The sequence below is a fragment of the Aeromonas sp. MdU4 genome (assembly GCF_041929505.1).
Classification (GTDB): Bacteria; Pseudomonadota; Gammaproteobacteria; order Enterobacterales; family Aeromonadaceae; genus Aeromonas.
This window is the reverse complement of the sequence record NZ_JBHFMW010000024.1, coordinates 295,437-312,657: the sequence shown is the minus strand read 5'-3', so window position 1 is coordinate 312,657 and position 17,221 is coordinate 295,437. Positions and strand designations below refer to the sequence as shown.

The 17,221-nt window shown below is 58.5% G+C and carries 22 protein-coding genes; 6 read left to right on the top strand and 16 right to left on the bottom strand.

The features are described from left to right. Positions 1 to 113 precede the first annotated feature (113 nt). On the top strand, positions 114 to 731 hold the full coding sequence (locus tag ACE1BR_RS14965; RefSeq protein WP_374871576.1) for a riboflavin synthase subunit alpha: 618 nt from the start codon (positions 114 to 116) through the stop codon (positions 729 to 731). A gap of 277 nt (positions 732 to 1,008) precedes the next feature. Here the strand turns inward: ACE1BR_RS14965 and ACE1BR_RS14960 are convergent, their stop codons facing one another. The 4 genes from ACE1BR_RS14960 to ACE1BR_RS14945 all read right to left on the bottom strand — a co-directional run bounded on the left by ACE1BR_RS14960 (position 1,009) and on the right by ACE1BR_RS14945 (position 4,570). After that, complete coding sequence (locus ACE1BR_RS14960) at positions 1,009 to 1,212, bottom strand: CPXCG motif-containing cysteine-rich protein (protein WP_374871574.1); 204 nt, start codon at positions 1,210 to 1,212, stop codon at positions 1,009 to 1,011. Positions 1,213 to 1,626: 414 nt separating this feature from the next. Further along, on the bottom strand, positions 1,627 to 2,286 hold the full coding sequence (hxpB, locus tag ACE1BR_RS14955) for a hexitol phosphatase HxpB (protein WP_374871572.1): 660 nt from the start codon (positions 2,284 to 2,286) through the stop codon (positions 1,627 to 1,629). Positions 2,287 to 2,415: 129 nt separating this feature from the next. Next, positions 2,416 to 3,594, bottom strand: coding sequence for a formate-dependent phosphoribosylglycinamide formyltransferase (gene purT / locus ACE1BR_RS14950; protein WP_374871570.1), 1,179 nt, complete (start codon positions 3,592 to 3,594; stop codon positions 2,416 to 2,418). Between the two features lie 85 nt (positions 3,595 to 3,679). Next, on the bottom strand, positions 3,680 to 4,570 hold the full coding sequence (locus ACE1BR_RS14945; RefSeq protein ID WP_374871568.1) for a DMT family transporter: 891 nt from the start codon (positions 4,568 to 4,570) through the stop codon (positions 3,680 to 3,682). A 226-nt stretch (positions 4,571 to 4,796) separates the two neighbouring features. Here ACE1BR_RS14945 and ACE1BR_RS14940 point away from each other — a divergent pair, with 226 nt between their 5' ends. Next, positions 4,797 to 5,384, top strand: a complete 588-nt coding sequence (locus ACE1BR_RS14940) for an FMN-dependent NADH-azoreductase (protein WP_374871566.1) — start codon at positions 4,797 to 4,799, stop codon at positions 5,382 to 5,384. A gap of 122 nt (positions 5,385 to 5,506) precedes the next feature. Here ACE1BR_RS14940 and ACE1BR_RS14935 read toward each other — a convergent pair whose 3' ends face one another. The 4 genes from ACE1BR_RS14935 to ACE1BR_RS14920 all read right to left on the bottom strand — a co-directional run bounded on the left by ACE1BR_RS14935 (position 5,507) and on the right by ACE1BR_RS14920 (position 7,889). Continuing rightward, positions 5,507 to 5,686 (bottom strand): hypothetical protein, encoded by a 180-nt coding sequence (locus tag ACE1BR_RS14935; RefSeq protein WP_374871564.1) that lies wholly within the window; start codon positions 5,684 to 5,686, stop codon positions 5,507 to 5,509. A gap of 162 nt (positions 5,687 to 5,848) precedes the next feature. Further along, positions 5,849 to 6,037, bottom strand: a complete 189-nt coding sequence (locus ACE1BR_RS14930; RefSeq protein ID WP_374871562.1) for a DUF4250 domain-containing protein — start codon at positions 6,035 to 6,037, stop codon at positions 5,849 to 5,851. 2 nt (positions 6,038 to 6,039) lie between these two features. Continuing rightward, positions 6,040 to 6,504 (bottom strand): MarR family winged helix-turn-helix transcriptional regulator, encoded by a 465-nt coding sequence (locus ACE1BR_RS14925; RefSeq protein ID WP_374871560.1) that lies wholly within the window; start codon positions 6,502 to 6,504, stop codon positions 6,040 to 6,042. A 170-nt stretch (positions 6,505 to 6,674) separates the two neighbouring features. Beyond that, the gene (locus ACE1BR_RS14920) at positions 6,675 to 7,889 is read right to left on the bottom strand and encodes a UPF0149 family protein (RefSeq protein ID WP_374871558.1); all 1,215 of its coding nucleotides are present in this window, start codon (positions 7,887 to 7,889) and stop codon (positions 6,675 to 6,677) included. Positions 7,890 to 8,120: 231 nt separating this feature from the next. Here ACE1BR_RS14920 and ACE1BR_RS14915 point away from each other — a divergent pair, with 231 nt between their 5' ends. Together ACE1BR_RS14915 and ACE1BR_RS14910 are read left to right on the top strand one after the other, a co-directional pair. After that, the gene (locus ACE1BR_RS14915; protein ID WP_193392564.1) at positions 8,121 to 8,999 is read left to right on the top strand and encodes a S1 RNA-binding domain-containing protein; all 879 of its coding nucleotides are present in this window, start codon (positions 8,121 to 8,123) and stop codon (positions 8,997 to 8,999) included. A gap of 1 nt (position 9,000) precedes the next feature. Next, entirely contained in the window at positions 9,001 to 9,315 is a 315-nt protein-coding gene (locus ACE1BR_RS14910) for a DUF1289 domain-containing protein (RefSeq protein ID WP_374871556.1), read from the top strand. 36 nt (positions 9,316 to 9,351) lie between these two features. Here the strand turns inward: ACE1BR_RS14910 and ACE1BR_RS14905 are convergent, their stop codons facing one another. After that, entirely contained in the window at positions 9,352 to 9,675 is a 324-nt protein-coding gene (locus ACE1BR_RS14905) for an HI1450 family dsDNA-mimic protein (RefSeq protein ID WP_374871554.1), read from the bottom strand. A 148-nt stretch (positions 9,676 to 9,823) separates the two neighbouring features. Here ACE1BR_RS14905 and ACE1BR_RS14900 point away from each other — a divergent pair, with 148 nt between their 5' ends. Further along, a complete protein-coding gene (locus ACE1BR_RS14900) occupies positions 9,824 to 9,952 on the top strand; it encodes a hypothetical protein (protein ID WP_374871552.1) in 129 nt (42 codons plus the stop codon). Between the two features lie 3 nt (positions 9,953 to 9,955). On the opposite strand, the gene mtgA is transcribed toward ACE1BR_RS14900, so the two are convergent. From mtgA to minC, 5 genes are all read right to left on the bottom strand, one after another. Then, the gene (mtgA, locus tag ACE1BR_RS14895) at positions 9,956 to 10,747 is read right to left on the bottom strand and encodes a monofunctional biosynthetic peptidoglycan transglycosylase (RefSeq protein ID WP_374871550.1); all 792 of its coding nucleotides are present in this window, start codon (positions 10,745 to 10,747) and stop codon (positions 9,956 to 9,958) included. Then, positions 10,732 to 11,058, bottom strand: coding sequence for an HI1450 family dsDNA-mimic protein (locus ACE1BR_RS14890; protein ID WP_374871548.1), 327 nt, complete (start codon positions 11,056 to 11,058; stop codon positions 10,732 to 10,734). The genes mtgA and ACE1BR_RS14890 overlap by 16 nt, the downstream gene beginning before the upstream one ends. A gap of 197 nt (positions 11,059 to 11,255) precedes the next feature. Next, entirely contained in the window at positions 11,256 to 11,522 is a 267-nt protein-coding gene (minE, locus tag ACE1BR_RS14885; RefSeq protein WP_042012553.1) for a cell division topological specificity factor MinE, read from the bottom strand. Positions 11,523 to 11,524: 2 nt separating this feature from the next. Next, positions 11,525 to 12,337 (bottom strand): septum site-determining protein MinD, encoded by an 813-nt coding sequence (minD, locus tag ACE1BR_RS14880; RefSeq protein WP_005336847.1) that lies wholly within the window; start codon positions 12,335 to 12,337, stop codon positions 11,525 to 11,527. Positions 12,338 to 12,355: 18 nt separating this feature from the next. After that, entirely contained in the window at positions 12,356 to 13,081 is a 726-nt protein-coding gene (gene minC / locus ACE1BR_RS14875) for a septum site-determining protein MinC (protein WP_374871546.1), read from the bottom strand. Positions 13,082 to 13,188: 107 nt separating this feature from the next. Here minC and ACE1BR_RS14870 point away from each other — a divergent pair, with 107 nt between their 5' ends. Further along, positions 13,189 to 13,467: a YcgL domain-containing protein gene (locus ACE1BR_RS14870; RefSeq protein ID WP_374871544.1), complete on the top strand. Its 279-nt coding sequence runs from the start codon at positions 13,189 to 13,191 to the stop codon at positions 13,465 to 13,467. Between the two features lie 717 nt (positions 13,468 to 14,184). On the opposite strand, the gene ACE1BR_RS14865 is transcribed toward ACE1BR_RS14870, so the two are convergent. Both ACE1BR_RS14865 and ACE1BR_RS14860 read right to left on the bottom strand, forming a co-directional pair. Next, positions 14,185 to 15,555 carry an L-serine ammonia-lyase gene (locus ACE1BR_RS14865; RefSeq protein ID WP_374871542.1) on the bottom strand — a complete coding sequence of 457 codons (1,371 nt, stop codon included), beginning with the start codon at positions 15,553 to 15,555 and terminating at the stop codon, positions 14,185 to 14,187. Between the two features lie 275 nt (positions 15,556 to 15,830). Next, the gene (locus tag ACE1BR_RS14860; RefSeq protein ID WP_374871540.1) at positions 15,831 to 17,216 is read right to left on the bottom strand and encodes an L-serine ammonia-lyase; all 1,386 of its coding nucleotides are present in this window, start codon (positions 17,214 to 17,216) and stop codon (positions 15,831 to 15,833) included. Positions 17,217 to 17,221: the final 5 nt, after the last annotated feature.

Here is a 17,221-nt window from a genome sequence, read left to right as displayed (position 1 = left end):
CTGATTTGAACGCCGTCACTATAGCGATCGCGCGCAAGCTTGTCAGCTTGTGCCCTTGTCTCACCTGCTGCCCGGGGTTAACCTGCCCTTTTTGTCGTAGCAGGAGACGAGAGATGTTCACTGGCATAGTGCAGGGGACCGCCGAACTGGTGGCCATCGAGGAGCAGCCCAATTTGCGAACCCATGTGATCCGCATGCCGAGTCTGGCGTGGGGGGAAGGGCTGACCCTTGGCGCCTCGGTCGCCCACAACGGCTGTTGCCTCACCGTGACCCGGGTTGAGGGCGATCTGGTCAGTTTCGATCTGATGCAGGAGACCCTGCGTCTGACCAACCTTGGCCTGCTGCAGGTGGGGGACAAGGTCAATGTGGAGCGGGCCGCCCGCTTTGGCGACGAGATCGGCGGTCATGCCATGTCCGGTCATATCATCGGGATGGCGGAAGTCACCTCGGTGATCGACACCCCCAACAACCGTCAGGTGTGGTATCGCCTCGCCCCCGATCTGATGAAATATGTGCTGACCAAGGGCTACATCGGTATTGACGGTGCCAGTCTGACTATCGGCGAGGTGGGTGAGCAGGCGTTCTGCGTCCACCTTATCCCCGAGACCATGGCTCGCACCAACCTGGGTTGGGTCAAGGCGGGCTGGCAGACCAACATCGAGCTCGATCCGCAGACTCAGGCGATTGTTGACACGGTGGAGCGAGTGCTGGCGGCGCGCGGGGAGAAGTGAAGGCGCAATAACAGCGTTTCATGCGCACCAGAGAAAGGGCCTGCATGATGCAGGCCCTTGTCATTTCGCGGTTAACACATCTGTTTGGCCACAGCTTGGCCACAGCCAAAACATCGGCTCGGCTTTTTGTGACTCGCAATCAAAACATCTGCTCGGCTTTTTGTGACTCGCAGTCAAAACATCAGCTCGGCTTTTTTTGACTCGCGGTCAAAACATCTGCTCGGCTTTTTTGTGACTCGCAGTCAAAACATCAGCTCGGCTTTTTTGTGACTCGCGGTCAAAACATCTGCTCGTCATCGGCATCCACAAAGAGCTGGAGGCGGTCGCGGGCTTCGTCGCGATGGAGCCGCAGATGGATCGGATTGCAACAGGCCATGCAATCTTCGTAAAACTCCTGATCACCCTGGCTGGCATCCAGCTCGACCCGGGTATGGTGGCCGCAGTGGGGGCAGACGATGCGCTTGCTGGTGTACTCGATCATGATAACCTCCTCGGGCCCTGGGGCCGCTTATCTCCCTTGATTCTAGCCGCTGTGGGGCCAGCTAACCGCGAGCGAGCGCACGTTTATGCGTGCGCTATGACAGGGATCAAACCCGGATCGGAGAAGGGACATAACGGATGCCGGAGCGGGTAAAATGGCCAACATTACGGTTTTTAATTGGCTATAAACACTCGCTATTGCCAACTTATGGTTGGTAATAAATGAGGGAAAAGAGGGCAATAATCTGGCTCAGGAGGCGATTTAATGGCTCAGCAGGGGGGGGGGCTGGCCATCCAGCCGGTATCATGAGGGTCGTTTGTCGATCGCTTTTTGCAGGTAAAGTGGCAGGCGCTAGTCAAAACGGGGCAGCCGGATGGGTGATATCCGATTGCCCCGCAGCGTGATGCTGACCGCTTAGTTGGCCCAGCTGGCCAGCATCTCGTGATTGAGTTCAGCCAGCGAGCTCAGCTGGTAGTTGGCGATGGCCAGACGCGGGTCTCCCACTAAAGCAGGATCCGGCACGATCAGTGCTTTCATAGACGCCGCCTTGGCTGCCAACAGACCGGTAAAGCTGTCTTCAATGGCCAGACAATGGACAGGCTCGACTCCCAGTTTTTCGGCGGCGTGGATATAGACATCCGGGTGCGGCTTGCCGAAACGCTCGATTTCCGCGGAGTGAACCGCCATAAAGCGATCGCGGATGCCGAGTTTGCCGAGCACCGCTTCTGCCATGGCAAAGGGGGAGGAGGTCGCCAGACCCACTTTTAGACCCTGTTTTTCAATCAGATCGAGCGCTTCCAGCACGCCAGCCTTGGCCTGACCTTCACTCAGAATGAGGGCGTTGACCTGATCCAGAATGCGCTGCACCACCTCTTCCTGAGTCGGGCCGCTCCACGGACGCAGGCGATGCCAGTGAGCAACCAGCTGATCGATGCGCACGCCGATGGTTGACTCACAATCTTCCACCGTATGGGGATTGCCAAGCTCGGAGAAAACGGCAATCTGGGCCCGTTGCCAAAAGGGTTCCGAGTCGATCAGAACACCATCCATATCGAAGATCACGGCAGCTAACATCTTGTACTCCTGACAAATTTGAAGAGGGGATTATAAGCCTGACGGGCAAATGCAAAAGGGGCATTGCCATGCCCCTTGCGCCCGATCACGTCGGCAAACGTTTGTTTTTTTGCAACAAAAAGAGAACGCTTAGAAAATGACGTCCACCTTGGCTGCGACCGCCTTCGCCTTTGCCACCGCTTCCGGGCAATCCTGTGCGCGGGCCAGTGCGACGCCGAGGCGACGGCGACCAGCGATCTCCGGCTTGCCAAACAGCCGCAGCTGGGCACCCGGGACTAACGCCAGCGCCTCGCCAACTCCCTGATAGCGGATATCCTGACTGTGCCCTTCGCGCAGTACCACGGCGGATGCGCTCGGCCCGTACTGGGTGATGGCGCCGACCGGCAGCCCCAGAATAGCGCGCACATGCAGGGCGAACTCGGAGAGATCCTGCGAGATCAGGGTCACCATGCCGGTATCGTGGGGGCGCGGCGAGACTTCGCTGAACCACACCTCATCACCCTTGATGAAGAGCTCGACCCCGAACAGGCCATAGCCGCCGAGGGCCTCGACCACCTTGGCGGCGACCTCTTTGGAGCGGGCCAGCGCCAGCTCGCTCATCACCTGCGGCTGCCAGGATTCGCGGTAGTCGCCATCTTCCTGCCGATGGCCGATCGGCTCGCAGAAGTGAATACCATCGACCGCGCGTACCGTGAGCAGGGTGATTTCGTACTCGAAGGGGACGAAGCCCTCGACAATCACCTTGCCACGACCAGCGCGGCCACCCTCCTGGGCGTAGGTCCAGCTATCGTCCAACCCTGCGAGATCGCGCAGCACGCTCTGTCCCTTGCCGGAGGAGCTCATCACCGGCTTCACTACGCAGGGCATGCCGATGGCCTCGACGGCGGCGACAAACTCCTCCTTGCTCTGGGCAAAGCGGTAGGGGGAGGTGGGCAGACCCAGTGTTTCGGCGGCGAGGCGGCGGATCCCTTCCCGGTTCATGGTGAGCTGGGTGGCGCGGGCGTTGGGCACCACCTTGACGCCTTCTTGCTCAAGGGCGGCCAGGGTATCGGTGGCGATCGCTTCAATCTCGGGGATGATGAGGTCGGGTTTGATCTCGGCGACCAGCTTGCGCAGGGCGGCGCCATCGAGCATGTCCAGCACCCGGGCGGCGTGGGCCACCTGCATGGCAGGGGCATTGGCATAGCGGTCGGCGGCGATCACTTCGATGCCGAAGCGCTGCAACTCGATGGCAACTTCCTTGCCAAGTTCGCCGGAGCCCAGCAGCAGGGCGCGGGTAGCGCCGGGGCGGGTTGCGGTTCCAAACATACGATCTCTCCTGATGTCGTTGGTCATTGTTGATGATCGCTATCGCACGAATAGCGGGCAAAAAAAGAGGCACGCATGGCGTACCTCAGGAAACGGGTTTGTGAGCGCGCTGCTCCAGATGGGTCAGCAACGTAATGGCGCCTATGATGATGGCGGCGCCAAGCCACAGTCGGCCGGGCGGTGCCCAGCCAAACACCAGCCAGCCTGCCAGTACGTTCATCGGCAGCTTGGCAAAATCAAAAGGCTGGACGAACGAGGCCTCCGCCACGCTGTAGGCGCGGGCAATGGACATTTGCGCCAGGGCAGACAGCACGCCGGCCAACGCGACCAGCTGCCACTGTTCGGCACTCGGCCACTGCCACTGTGGCAGGGCCAGCATGGCGTTGAACGGGGTGCTGAAGATCAGCAGGTAGACCACGATGGTATGGGATGACTCGTTGGCTGCCTGATAGCGCACCAGCAGGGAGTAGCCAGCCCAGAACAGGGCGGCGGCCACTGGCAGCAGAGAGGCCCAGCTGAAGTCATCGGTCCAGGGGGCGAGGATCACCATGGCACCGACAAAACCTGCCAGGGTAGCCAGAATGCGGGCCCGGCTCACCTGCTCTTTGAGAAAGAGGGCGGAGCCGAGTGTGGCAAAAAGGGGCGAGGTCATCAGCAGGGCGATCCCCTGCCAGATGGGGATCGGCACTGCCAGTGCCCACAGCCAGAACTGGATGCCGATCACCGCCAGCAGCACGCGCAGCAGATGTAACCGGAACTGGTTGGTCAGCAAGGATTGACGCAAGCCATGGCGGATCAACCAGGGGATGAGGCAGACCAGGGCGATCAGGTATTGATGGAAGGCGACCTGGGTGGAGGGAAGGCCAAGTTTGAAACTGACATACTGGCTCAGGCTGTTGACGGCGGCGAAGCAGAGTCCTGCCACCATCATCCAGACTGCACCGGCCAGAGGAGAGTGCCTGCGCGAGGGTACCATGGGATCCGGATCGCTGGAAAAAAGTGCGGCGGATCATAACGGCAATCGTTTGTTCTGCCAAGGGCAGATGCGTGCTGGATGCCGTGGCTGGCGAGGAAATGATCCAATATCAAAAATTTTGAACAAGTTGAGCATCTATTTTCGCTATCAGCGAATAAGCGCAATGTTTAGAGTGACCTCCATCGACAGCCAAGCTGTTCAACCGACAACCAAATGGAGTTTCACCATGGCCAATATCCTCGTACTCAAATCCAGCATCCTGGGTCAATATTCCCAATCCAACGCCCTGATCGACGGCTTCCTCGCCCAGCACCAGAGTGACACCGTCACTGTGCGCGATCTGGCGACCCTCAATTTGCCGGTGCTGGATGGCGAGCTGGCCTCAGGCCTGCGCGGTGGTGATAACCTGAGTGAACGTCAGCTGGCGGTCATTGCCCAGTCCGACGAGCTGATCGCCGAGCTCAAAGCGAGCGACCTGGTGGTGATTGCGGCCCCCATGTACAACTTCAACATCCCGACCCAGCTGAAGAGCTGGATCGATCTGATTGCCCGTGCCGGTGTTACCTTCCGCTATACCGAAACCGGTCCGGTCGGTTTGGTAGAGAACACCCGTGCGCTGGTGATCAGCCCCCGCGGCGGCATGCACGTTGGCAGCGCCACCGATCTGGTGACCCCCTATATGCGTACCGTGCTCGGTTTCATCGGTATCAAGGAGGTGGATTTCATCTACGCCGAGGGGATGGGGATGGGCCCGGATGCCCAGAGCAAGGGAATTGCCGCAGCCAAGGCGCAACTGGACACAGTGGCCATCTAAGGCTCTCGCCATCTCAGGCTTATTGCCCCGCAATATACGACAACGCAGCCTTCAGGCTGCGTTTGTTTTTTTGGTTGGCGCTATTGCTGTCAGCGGGGTCAGCGGAAGGGTGCGGTAGCGAGTTACTCCATCATAAAGCGGCGACAACCGCGCACCAGCAGCAGGGACACGGCAACCAGCAAGCCGAGCAGCAGGGTGGTCAACCACTGCTCGGTACTTTGCGGCAATTGGGGCGTGAAGAGGCTGATCATCAACAGGGCGCAGAGCGTGATCAACATGCTCTGCCGCGTCATTAATATCATGGAGTCATCCTTGTTTGTTCACCTGAAACGAATCTAATGCCCTCTTGTGACAGAGTGATGTATCCGTACACCACTCTGTTGGGGCTGTTCAGACCATATCAGGTTTTTTCCATGGAGCCAGCGCCATGGCTGGCGCTGTGATCAGGATCTCGCTACCTACCCTTATCTGAATTGTTTCTGCGCTGGTTGGTAGTGAAAATCGCCGCTGGCGAGCCGCGCTTCCAGTGCCGCCTGATCGATCTCCTGTGCCTTGCAGAGATCCTCGAGATCGTCATAGCGATCACGCAGCTGCATATTGATGACGCTCAGCAGCATGTTGATCTCCATGGTGGCGAACTTTTTCAGGTCCATGGTTACTGCTCCTGATCCAGCGATTGCAACTGTTCGATGGCCGAGCTGACGCTATGCAGATGCTGGCGGATTGCCTCGCGGGATTCGGTTGGCAGATAGTCGGTCAGGGTATGCTGCCAGCTGCCCGCTTCGCTCTTGAGCTGCAGGAAGAGAGCGAGGCCGGTATTGGTCAGCGAGACCAGGCTGATGCGTTTGTCCTGTTCGCTGCTCTCGGTGAAGATGATCCCTTTTTCGACCAGACGGCGGATCTCGCGGGAGATACGCACCTTGTCCATGCCGCTCGCCTCGACCAGTTCTTTCTGGCTGATGGGGTAGTTGGGGCCGAGCACCATCATCAGGCGCCATTGTGGCACGGTCAGCTGGTAACGCTGTTCATAAAACTGCTCGAAGGTATCCCGCAGCATCTCGGCAGCATGTACCAACTGATAGGGCGGGTAGTGAGCGAGTAACGCTATGATTTTTGACATATTACACCCTGCTGTGACGGCTGCATCAGATGCAGTTTCTTTTGATACTTTGACATTGATGATACGAAACGCAAACCGATTTGTCTGACCCGGTTGTGATGAAATGTGCGGTGGCGCACGCCCTTATGGAAAAACCGGGTCTGACCGACGGGATTTTAATCCATCACTGTTTAGCCTTTACGCAACCAGATAAGGGCGTTCTGCTTGAGCCAGGCCTCGCGGGTGTGCAGGGCGTAGAGCGCCGCCTCGTCACGGCTGCCCGCTTGCCAGCTCTGCGGCTCCTGTTTGGGCAGCTTGCGCTGACCCAGCAGACAGGCCGGAATGTGGGGGTTGGCCCCGATGGCTAGCAATAGATGGGGCTTGGCCGCCTCGGCACCCTCGGTGGCAAACACCATCAGCGCCTTGTTGTAGAGCAACCAGCTGGAGGCTTCATCGAAGCGCACCAGCAGGGCGGCCAACGCCTGCCAATCCCCTTGCAGGGTATAGAGGGTGGAGAGGTTGTAGCGGCAACCCGGTTCATCGGCCACACAGAGTGTCAGTAGATCCAGATACTCCGCTTTGGCCTCACCCAGTTTGCCAAGGCGCAGCAGGCAGTCGGCGCGACCGGCGCGAGCGGCCAGCAGGGGACGCAGTTCAGGTGCACTCCAGCCATGGCCTGCTATTTGCTGCCAGAAGGCATCGTCAAACAGCGGGGTGGCATCGGCGATGATCTTGTCAAACCAGCCGAGGCGGGCTTGATGAGCGCGGCAGTTGTCGGCCAGCTCGAACCAGCGCTGCCACTGCTGGGCTTGCTCGCTATTCATCGCCACATCGGCGCTGGGGGCGGCCTGATACTGGTCGAGGTTGAGCAGCTGGTTGAGGGCGGTTTTCATGTTCTGGCGCTGGCGTTTGCAGAACTCGACAAAGGGGAGCTCGCTGGCGGCGGCGCTATAGAGCATCTGGGCCATGGGTTTGTCGCGAAACAGGCTCAGCTCGGCGGCCAGACTGAAGCGGTACTGGGTGGTCGGGTCGTTCAAATCCTTCGGCTTGGGCCAGGTGGCGAAGCCCTGGCTGAAGCCGTAGCACCACTGGCCGAGCGGGTGGCTCTGCTCGAACACCTGCTCCGGGTTGTCGCTGGGCAGGCGGCATTGGCTCGGCAGGGCCAGCTGGGCGTCGTCGGCCTGGGCTTCCAGTTCGGCGATCAGGTGGCGCAGGGCCTCTGCGCTCTTCTCATCCAGCTCGGTATCCTGCTCCAGCAAACCAGCCAGCGGGTGTTGCCAGTCAGGACGTTCTGGTCCCACCAGGCGGGCACAGAGAAAGCCGTGCAGGGCCGGATAGGTCATGTCCTGATCGCTGTGGTTCTGGATCCATTGATTAAGATGGCGGGTACGAGTGGATGGGTTCATCGACAGCTCCTCTGGATTTGAACAGCCGCGGAGTCTACCGAAAAGTGGGGTTATTTGCAGTAAACGGCCAGCTGTTTGGCGATTTAATCACCACTGGGGGGTAAGATAGCGGCGAAAGGGCGGCCTGTAGTGGCTTGGGGGCTAGGCCAGATCACCGCTCTTGAGGTAACATGCGCGCCCATAGGGGCCATGATCAGTTGGCCCACCCGGGTAATGAAAAAAGAGAGCACCATGATACAGATTGGCAAGATGAACACCCTCACCGTTGTTGAACTCGAAGACCGTGGCGCCTGGCTTGCGGCCGATGAGTACGGTGAACTGCTGCTGCCCAAGCGTCAACTTCCGGAAGGGGTGAAAGAGGGGGATAGCGTGCAGGTCTTCCTCTATCTGGATGCCGATTGCGAGCCGGTGATCACTACCGACAAGCCGTTTGCCATGGTGGACGAATTTGCCGGTCTGAAGGTGGTCAATGCCAACAAGATTGGTGCCTTCCTCGACTGGGGCATGAAAAAGGACTTGTTTGTGCCCAGCCGCGAGCAGAACAAGCCGATGCAGGTGGGCCATGTCTATCTGGTGCGTCTGCAACTGGATAACGAAGGGCGCATGGTCGGTACCAGCCGCATCGAGCGTTTCTTGACCCCGGCCGGCAGCAACTTCAAGGTCGGTGACGAAGTGACCGCGCTGCCGGGCGAACATTCACCCCTTGGCATCAAGGTGATCGTCAACGGTCAGTATCCCGGCATGCTGTTCAAGAACGAAGTGTTTGGCCGGGTGATGACCGGTCGGCCACAAACCGCCTGGGTTAAACAGGTGCGCGAGGATGGCAAGCTGGATCTGACTCTGCAAAAGCCGGGTCTGGCACGGGTGGATGATGCCGGTGAGCGCATTCTGAGCCGGATGAAAAAGCAGGGCGGTAGTCTGGCGGTAGGTGACAAGAGCGAACCCGAGCTCATCTACAAGTTGTTCAGCATGAGCAAGGGCACTTTCAAGAAGGCGATCGGTGGTCTCTACAAGCAGGGCAAGATTGTCATCGAAGATAACGCCATTACCCTGACCGACGCCGGTGCCGCCCAGGTGCAAGCAGACGAACAGGCGCAGGATAGCGAATAAGATGCCGAGCCCCTGTGTTGGCCTGTGCCAGGCGAAGGATGGGCTTTGCCTTGGTTGTGGCCGCACCCTGACCGAGATCGGCCACTGGTCGGCGATGGAGAGCAAGGCCCAGCTGGCGGTGATGGCCGAGCTGGATGGTAGCAAGAGCACCCACCGTTGTCCGGGGTGTGGTGAACCGGCCTATTGCGCCGTCTCCGCCGGTCAGAGCATCGAGCAGTGCTGGTGTAGCCAGTTGCCGGTACTGCCGATGCAGGAGGCCAGCGCCTGCTGGTGCCGCCGCTGTCTGGCCAAGGCCATCGCAGGCCAGGGTGAGTAACGAGCAGAAACAACAAAGGCGCCGATGGCGCCTTTTTTATGCCTGCTGCTGGCGGTGCCAGCGCACATGGACTTGATCTTCGGTGGTCAGCCGGGGCAGCAGGAAGGTGGCAAAGATCACCTCAAACTCATCCTGATGATCCAGCAAACCGACCCACACTTCGACCCAGCGTTCCATATCGACCGGCTCACCCAGCTCGGTCGACCAGTCGGCATTGGGCAGGGTGGCCTCCACGGCGCCACGCTGTTCAAACTCTAGGGTGATGTCGACAATTTGTTCGGGGGCCAGCATATCGGCGGCCTGCTCAAGAAACTGATCATAGGCCCATTCGACCAGCTGATCCGGGGTACGCTGTTCCATGAAATCACTCCAGATACATCGAGGTGCGCTACTGTAGCAATTATTGGTGGTGGCGGCCAGATCGGTGCGCCGGGCCGGTGGCTGGCCTGTCCAACGGGCCATTATGCGGGTATGGTTAATGCGCAGGGTAGCTGGCAGGAGTGACGCGATGAAACAGCGGGTTCGGCGGCAGCAGATCAAACGACGGCGGGAGACCTGGTGGTGGCACTATCTGCCGCTCCACCGCGGGATGGTAGGTGGCCATCTGGGCCCATCGGATAAGCTCGATGAACCCTGATCGTCAATCGGCCTGATAGACCCGATTGAGGGTCACCTGACCCAGCTGCCCCATCTGGCGGCGGATCCAGACCGAGCGCTTCTGCACATAGGGCGAAGGGGGCTTGACCCGATAGCGCCACGGATTGGGCAGGGCCGCAGCCAGTACCGAAGCCTCATAGCGGGTCAGGCGGCTGGCTGGTTTGCCGAAATAGTAATTGGCCGCCGCTTCGGCACCATAGATGCCGGGGCCGAACTCCACGATATTGAGATAGACCTCGAGAATGCGGGCCTTGTCCCACGCCAGTTCCATCAGCAGGGTAAACCAGGCCTCCAGACCCTTGCGCAGGAAGCTGCGATCACTCCACATAAAGAGGTTTTTGGCGGTCTGCTGGCTGAGCGTGCTGGCTCCGCGCACCCGCTCGCTGTGCTGGTTGTGCTTGAGCGCAGCGTTGATGGCATCCATGTCAAAGCCGTTGTGGTCGGCAAAGCGCTGATCCTCAGCGGCAATGACCGCCAGCTGCAACTCTTTGGAGATAGCGCTCAAATCGACCCACTCATGGTGAACTTGCGCTATTTTGGCGGGCGGAAACAGGGCCCGCTCGATACGCCAGCTCCACATGGGGGGATCGATAAAACGCAACAGCATGACTGAGACGACCGAGCAGATCAGTCCGGCCAGCAGCACCTTGCCTGCCCACTTCAGCACTTTGCGCCCCAGCGAGGGGGCAGGGCGCGCCGGTACCATCTGCAGGGGATCTGACTCCCAGGCATACTGGCTCGGATCATCGGGATCCGGAATTATTGGGGCAGCCATTCGATGTGGCAGAATTTCTCGTCAACACGGCGGGAGAGCAGCATGCGGGCAAACAGGTGTTCGTACTCTTCTTGCTCGTTGCCAAGACCAACCCAAATTTCGGCATAGTCGGCATCGCTCACCGCAAAACCGACATCCGCTTCCCAGTCATCAGCCGGATCGGTTTCAGCCAGCAGGCCGCGGTCGTTGAACTCCTGATTGAAGCGGGCGATCTCCTGTTCCGGCAGATTGTCGGAGGCCAGCTCCATAAAGAGTTCGAGGGCGGTGTCGAGCAGTTCTTCGACGCTGTGCATTTCGTCATTCAAAGACATAAGCGGTCTGTTCCAGAAAAGAGAATATGTGTCCACGCTGACCCATGTCTGCGGGGAAGGGGCTATTCTAGCGGTCGGCTGACCCCTTGGCGAGATGAGGCGAGTCGCAGTGGCCTGTTTTTGTGACAATAAAAAACCGGATCCAGCGAGCGGATCCGGTCTTCATTGGGGAAAGGGGTCACGCATAGGGCGTCAGCTCATCCCTTTTTGTCATCGGCAAAGGTGATATTGAGCTCCAGTACCGAGAGCTCATCACTCTTCTGATCCAGCTGGACAGTGATCTTGTCCGGATCGATGTTGACGTATTTACGGATCACGTCGAGGATGTCCTGCTTGAGCTGGGGCAGGTAATCCGGCCCCCCTCTGGATGAACGCTCGTGGGCAACAATGATCTGCAACCGCTCTTTGGCCAGTTGTGCGGTGTTCTGTTTCTTGTTGGAACGAAAATAATCCAATAATGACATGGTTAACTCCCGAACAGTCGGCTAAAGAAGCCCTTCTTTTCTTCTTCCAGAAAACGAAATTCCTTGGCATCACCGAGCAGACGGGAGACCGCATCTTCATAGGCCTGACCGGCATCGGACTCCTTGTCCAGAATGACCGGTTCGCCGGAGTTGGAGGCGCGCAGCACCGCCTGGGACTCCGGGATCACCCCGAGCAGCGGGATGGCCAGGATCTCCTGCACATCCTGCACGCTCAGCATGTCGCCGCGATTGACGCGGGTCGGGCAGTAGCGGGTCAGCAGCAGGTGCTCCTTGATGGGGTCTTCGCCACGCTCGGCGCGACGGGACTTGGAGGCCAGGATGCCAAGGATGCGGTCGGAGTCACGCACGGAAGAGACTTCCGGGTTGGTGGTGACGATCGCTTCGTCGGCAAAGTAGAGGGCCATCAGCGCACCGGCTTCGATCCCCGCCGGAGAGTCACAGACGATGTAATCGAACTTCATCTCGGCCAGCTGATCCAGGATCTTCTCGACCCCCTCACGGGTGAGGGCATCTTTGTCCCGGGTCTGGGACGCGGGCAGAATAAAGAGGTTTTCGCTGCGCTTGTCCTTGATCAGCGCCTGATTGAGGTTTGCTTCCCCATTGATGACGTTGACGAAGTCATACACCACGCGCCGCTCGCAGCCCATGATGAGATCCAGGTTTCGCAGACCGATGTCAAAATCGATGACCACAGTTTTGTGGCCACGCTGGGCTAAGCCGGTGCTCAGGGCCGCACTGGTTGTGGTCTTGCCAACGCCACCTTTACCCGATGTAACGACTATGATTCGCGCCATTCTCGCTTCCTTGTAACTCTATTTGATACGGTCTATTCGGAGTTGTTCATTGTCCAACCGGATGTGGACCGGTTGCTGGATCAGGCCTGCCGGCAGTGCATCGCTTAGCTGGAATGTGCCTGCGATGGAGAGCAGCTCGGCCTGTAATTGCTGGCAATAAATCCGTGCCTGGGTGTTGCCCCGGGCGCCGGCTATGGCTCTGCCACGCAGGGTGCCATAAATATGAATACTGTCATCGGCGAGCACTTCGGCGCCCGGGCTGACAGACCCCAGCACCACCAGTGAGGTGCCAGCGGCATATATCTGTTGGCCGGAACGCACCGGCCCCACATGTACCTTGCTCGGGATCAGGGGAGCGGGTTCTGGTTCGGGGGGCGTAACGGGGGCGGCTGGTGCCACCACGGGCTCCGGCTCTGGCAGGGGCTCGCTTGTACGACTCTTGCCCGAAGCCATCACAGCAAGACCCACCGCTTTGGCGGCCGTTTTCATCTCTTCATTGCGCGCGCCCGTGATGCCGACCAGCACAAATTCCTCGGACTCCACCAGCTCCTTCAGCTGTTCGAAATCGGGGATATGTTCAAGTCGTGAGACGTTGATCACCAGCGGCGCACAATTAAAAAAGTAAGGGGCCTGGGCCACTTTTTCGGCCAACAACTGACGGATCCGCTCAGGCTCGCCATCGCTGATATGCAACACAGAAATAGTGAAGGTGGTCCCTTTCAATTCGTTATCGCGCTCAACCATGAATCTTCCCCGAGGCAGAGATGCTAATCCGTTATTGTTATTCAATTCCTGATGTTATAGTTTGCCCCCATCAGAGGCAATAAACTCGTCGGATTATATCAATTTCCATGTTGTGTGCAGTCTATAAAAGTCGCAAAAAAGCCGAGACCTACCTTTTTGTTGAAAGAAGAGAGGATTTTTCCCGCGTACCTGCTCCATTACTGGCCGCATTCGGGCGTCCCGAACTGGTGCTGATGACCAAGCTGGACCCAGCCAAGCCCTTGGGGTTGGCCGATGTCGGCAAGGTGATGGCTGCACTGGCCAGCCAGGGTTTCTACCTGCAGGTGCCGCCCCCTCCCGAGAATTTGCTGGAACAACACAAGGCCAGCCTGAAAAAACCATCCTGAATATCCGGCCCCGTTGTGTTGATTACTCAACGGGGTTAATTTTATGCCGCTAAGCGGTGGCTTCACCGCTGTTGGCATCCCCTGCGATAATCCAGTGACAAGATTTGGCCAAATTAAACCATCGCCTTCGCTATATTCATTTCTCGCCGTTTAAATACAAAGTCAATCCATTCTGAGTACCATATCATCAACCTTTGCTGATGCTCACAAAAATAGCGTGTGACAAGGTTTTGCGCTGACCAATTTCCAGTGCCCTGCACGCCATCGTCGATTATTTTCAGCGCTCTGCTCTGGTGCGATATGTTTGCCGCGGATGAGTGATGGAAAATCGGGGACATCACAGGCTCACTCGCGCCGCTGGTATTGGCTGATGACGTAACACCCTGTTTGCACTCCCGATTACCAGGCATCAAGCCGCTGATGAGGCGTGACTTGCGCTAGCTTGCCAGTGGCATATCGAGTCACTGCAGACATGATGGGTTAGGGCAATCATCCAGGTACTCATGTGCAGGATAACGGTAGGGGATATTTGATGAGCGTGCATCAGGCATGTTGTGGCGCGTGAGTAATCAGTCGCAGGTTGTTGGCAGGAAAAAAGGTGCGGATTGCGCTGTGAAGGGGATCAAAATGGGGCGTTAGGTTGCAATCGCAGGCAATAAAATGGCAGGCAATAAAAAGGCGGGATTCCCCGCCTTTTTGCATTGAGGGTTGAAGCCCTTATTCGCAAGCGACCTGCATGACCTTGATAGCCAGACCACCACGGGAGGTTTCACGGTACTTGGAGTCCATGTCCTTGCCGGTGATGTACATGGTCTCGATCACCTTGTCCAGAGAGACACGCGGTTTGGAGGTACGACGCAGGGCCATGCGGGAAGCGTTGACAGCCTTCATGGCGGCGATGGCGTTACGCTCGATGCAAGGCACCTGTACCTGACCGGCAACCGGATCACAGGTCAGACCCAGGTTGTGCTCCATGCCGATTTCGGCGGCTTCGCAGACGTGCTCCGGGCTACCGCCCATCAGCTCGGTCAGACCGGCAGCGGCCATGGAGCAGGAGACACCGACTTCACCCTGGCAGCCCACTTCGGCGCCGGAGATGGAGGCGTTCATCTTGTAGAGGATGCCGACGGCACCGGCAGCCAGATAGAAGCGGGTGTACTCGTCACGGCCAACCGGCTGGATGAACTTGTCGTAGTAGGCCAGTACGGCCGGGATGATGCCAGCAGCGCCGTTGGTCGGGGCTGTGACTACGCGGCCACCGGCTGCGTTCTCTTCACTCACGGCCAGAGCGAACATGTTGACCCAGTCAACGATGTTCATCGGGTCGTTGGAGAGGTTCTCGTTGGTGTTGAGCTGGCGGTAGAGCGGTGCAGCACGACGGGGTACGCGCAGCGGACCGGAGAGGACGCCTTCGGTGCGGCAGCCGCGCTCGATACCTTCACGCATGGTGTTCCAGATCTTGCCGAATTTCTTGTAGATCTCTTCCGGGGTGTTGAAGCACTTCTCGTTCTCCAGCATCAGGGCGGAGATGGAGAGGCCGGTCTGGCTGCAGTGGGCAACCAGTTCAGCTGCGCTCTTGAACGGATAGCGTACGGACATGTCGCCGCTATCGGCTTTGCCGAAGTTCTCTTCGTCAACGATGAAACCGCCACCGATGGAGTAGTAGGTCTTGCTGTAGACCACTTCATCTTCGATCAGGGCGCTCAGCTTCATGCCATTTTCGTGCAGCGGCAGGGCTTCATCATGGAATACCATGGCATCGCGCGGGAAGCTGACGGTGTGGCAGTGCAGGCCGATCGGCAGGCGCTCGGTCTGTTCAACACGGGAGATAAACTCGGGGATCGCGTCGATATCGACGTTTTCCGGCAGGTTGCCAGCCAGGCCCATGATGATGGCGGTGTCGGTGTGGTGGCCTTTACCGGTCCAGGAGAGGGAGCCGTAAACATCGACATTGATACGGGTGATATCGCGGATCTTGCCGCCTGCACGCAGTTCGTCAACAAACTGCTTGGCCGCTTTCATCGGGCCAACAGTGTGGGAAGAAGAGGGGCCTACACCGATTTTGAAGATATCAAAAACGCTGATCATGTCACTATTACCTCAGGGTAGAAGGGGGCGGCATGCCCACTCACAGAAATTTGAGCGATCCTTGGAACGCGCTTGGTAGCGCAGGTCACAGAACCAGATAACCGTAGTGTAACGGCTCAAGACCTAAAAAAAGTTGAAATAGATCTATTTTTGTTGAATCTGAGCGGCGAGTATAAAATTTATTTTTGCGCTTATCCATTTTGTTAAGCGATTACCTATAAAAATACCCGGCGATGCCGGGCATTTCGGAACCAAATGGAGTCAATTCACCTTTTTTAACATTCGGTAATGTTAACGGCGAGGCCGCCACGGGCCGTCTCCTTGTATTTGGTCTTCATGTCGTTGCCGGTTTCCCACATGGTTTTGATCACCTTGTCCAGCGACACCTTGTGCTCGCCGGTGCCACGCAGGGCGAGGCGGGCGGCATTGATCGCCTTGACTGCCCCCATGGCGTTGCGCTCGATGCAGGGCACCTGTACCAGCCCGCCGATAGGATCGCAGGTAAGCCCCAGATTGTGTTCCATGCCGATCTCGGCGGCATTCTCCACCATGGCCGGGCTGCCTCCCAGCAGTTCAGTCAGCGCCCCGGCCGCCATGGAGCAGGCGACACCCACTTCCCCCTGACAGCCCACTTCGGCACCGGAGAGGGAGGCGTTCTTCTTATATAAGATGCCGATGGCGGCGGCGGTGAGGAAGTAACGTACCAGGGTCTCATCATCCACCTTGTGGACGAAGCGATCGTAGTAGTGCAGCACGGCAGGAATGATGCCAGCCGCGCCATTGGTGGGGGCGGTGACTACCCGGCCACCGGCGGCGTTCTCTTCGTTGACCGCCAGCGCAAACAGATCGACCCACTCCATCACCATCAGCGGATCTTTGTTGAAGTTGCTCTCGCCGCTGAGCTGGCGAAACAGCCCCGGGGCACGGCGCTGCACTTTGAGGCCGCCCGGCAGCACCCCTTCACTCTTGCAACCCCGCTCGACGCAGCCCTGCATTGCCTGCCAGATCTTGCGAAGGCTGCTTTTTATCTGCTCGTCGCTGCGAAAGACCCGCTCGTTGGCGAGGATCAGCCCCGAGATGGAGAGGCCGCTCTCCTGACAATGGGCCAGCAATTGGGCGCCGCTGTCGAAAGGGTAGGGAACGGGGTGCTCGGCATCCGTTCTGGCTGACTCCTCCTTGGCACTGGCGAAGTGGCTCTCCTCAATGATGAAACCGCCGCCGATGGAGTAGTAGGTCTGGCAAAACAGCAGGGTGTCGTCGGCAGCAAAGGCGCGCAGGGTCATGCCATTAGTATGGGCGGGCAGGGTCTTGCGGCGGTTGAAGATGATGGCGCCGCTGCGGGGGAAGTGGCTCGGCTGTTCACCCGCCAGCAACAGGCTCTGCTCCTTGTCTACCTTGGCCAGCAGAGCCGGAATGGCATCAATATCGACCGATTCGGGTTCAAAACCGGCCAATCCCAGAATGATCGCCTTGCCGGTGCCGTGGCCTTTTCCGGTCTGCCCCAGCGAGCCGTAGCACTCCACTTCGACCCGCGTAATGTGCGGTAGATGACCTTGCAATTTCAGCTGCTGGACAAAGGCATAGGAGGCGCGCATGGGGCCGACGGTATGAGAAGAGGAGGGGCCAATTCCGATGGAAAACAGGTCAAACACACTGATCATGACAT

What these genes read in the sequence shown, in the direction of transcription:
- ACE1BR_RS14965 (WP_374871576.1), top strand. Translation starts at nt 114, where the DNA reads ATGTTCACTGGCATAGTGCAGGGGACCGCCGAACTGGTGGCCATCGAG.
- ACE1BR_RS14960 (WP_374871574.1), bottom strand. Translation starts at nt 1,212, where the DNA reads ATGATCGAGTACACCAGCAAGCGCATCGTCTGCCCCCACTGCGGCCAC.
- hxpB (WP_374871572.1), bottom strand. Translation starts at nt 2,286, where the DNA reads ATGTTAGCTGCCGTGATCTTCGATATGGATGGTGTTCTGATCGACTCG.
- purT (WP_374871570.1), bottom strand. Translation starts at nt 3,594, where the DNA reads ATGTTTGGAACCGCAACCCGCCCCGGCGCTACCCGCGCCCTGCTGCTG.
- ACE1BR_RS14945 (WP_374871568.1), bottom strand. Translation starts at nt 4,570, where the DNA reads ATGGTACCCTCGCGCAGGCACTCTCCTCTGGCCGGTGCAGTCTGGATG.
- ACE1BR_RS14940 (WP_374871566.1), top strand. Translation starts at nt 4,797, where the DNA reads ATGGCCAATATCCTCGTACTCAAATCCAGCATCCTGGGTCAATATTCC.
- ACE1BR_RS14935 (WP_374871564.1), bottom strand. Translation starts at nt 5,686, where the DNA reads ATGATATTAATGACGCGGCAGAGCATGTTGATCACGCTCTGCGCCCTG.
- ACE1BR_RS14930 (WP_374871562.1), bottom strand. Translation starts at nt 6,037, where the DNA reads ATGGACCTGAAAAAGTTCGCCACCATGGAGATCAACATGCTGCTGAGC.
- ACE1BR_RS14925 (WP_374871560.1), bottom strand. Translation starts at nt 6,504, where the DNA reads ATGTCAAAAATCATAGCGTTACTCGCTCACTACCCGCCCTATCAGTTG.
- ACE1BR_RS14920 (WP_374871558.1), bottom strand. Translation starts at nt 7,889, where the DNA reads ATGAACCCATCCACTCGTACCCGCCATCTTAATCAATGGATCCAGAAC.
- ACE1BR_RS14915 (WP_193392564.1), top strand. Translation starts at nt 8,121, where the DNA reads ATGATACAGATTGGCAAGATGAACACCCTCACCGTTGTTGAACTCGAA.
- ACE1BR_RS14910 (WP_374871556.1), top strand. Translation starts at nt 9,001, where the DNA reads ATGCCGAGCCCCTGTGTTGGCCTGTGCCAGGCGAAGGATGGGCTTTGC.
- ACE1BR_RS14905 (WP_374871554.1), bottom strand. Translation starts at nt 9,675, where the DNA reads ATGGAACAGCGTACCCCGGATCAGCTGGTCGAATGGGCCTATGATCAG.
- ACE1BR_RS14900 (WP_374871552.1), top strand. Translation starts at nt 9,824, where the DNA reads ATGAAACAGCGGGTTCGGCGGCAGCAGATCAAACGACGGCGGGAGACC.
- mtgA (WP_374871550.1), bottom strand. Translation starts at nt 10,747, where the DNA reads ATGGCTGCCCCAATAATTCCGGATCCCGATGATCCGAGCCAGTATGCC.
- ACE1BR_RS14890 (WP_374871548.1), bottom strand. Translation starts at nt 11,058, where the DNA reads ATGTCTTTGAATGACGAAATGCACAGCGTCGAAGAACTGCTCGACACC.
- minE (WP_042012553.1), bottom strand. Translation starts at nt 11,522, where the DNA reads ATGTCATTATTGGATTATTTTCGTTCCAACAAGAAACAGAACACCGCA.
- minD (WP_005336847.1), bottom strand. Translation starts at nt 12,337, where the DNA reads ATGGCGCGAATCATAGTCGTTACATCGGGTAAAGGTGGCGTTGGCAAG.
- minC (WP_374871546.1), bottom strand. Translation starts at nt 13,081, where the DNA reads ATGGTTGAGCGCGATAACGAATTGAAAGGGACCACCTTCACTATTTCT.
- ACE1BR_RS14870 (WP_374871544.1), top strand. Translation starts at nt 13,189, where the DNA reads ATGTTGTGTGCAGTCTATAAAAGTCGCAAAAAAGCCGAGACCTACCTT.
- ACE1BR_RS14865 (WP_374871542.1), bottom strand. Translation starts at nt 15,555, where the DNA reads ATGATCAGCGTTTTTGATATCTTCAAAATCGGTGTAGGCCCCTCTTCT.
- ACE1BR_RS14860 (WP_374871540.1), bottom strand. Translation starts at nt 17,216, where the DNA reads ATGATCAGTGTGTTTGACCTGTTTTCCATCGGAATTGGCCCCTCCTCT.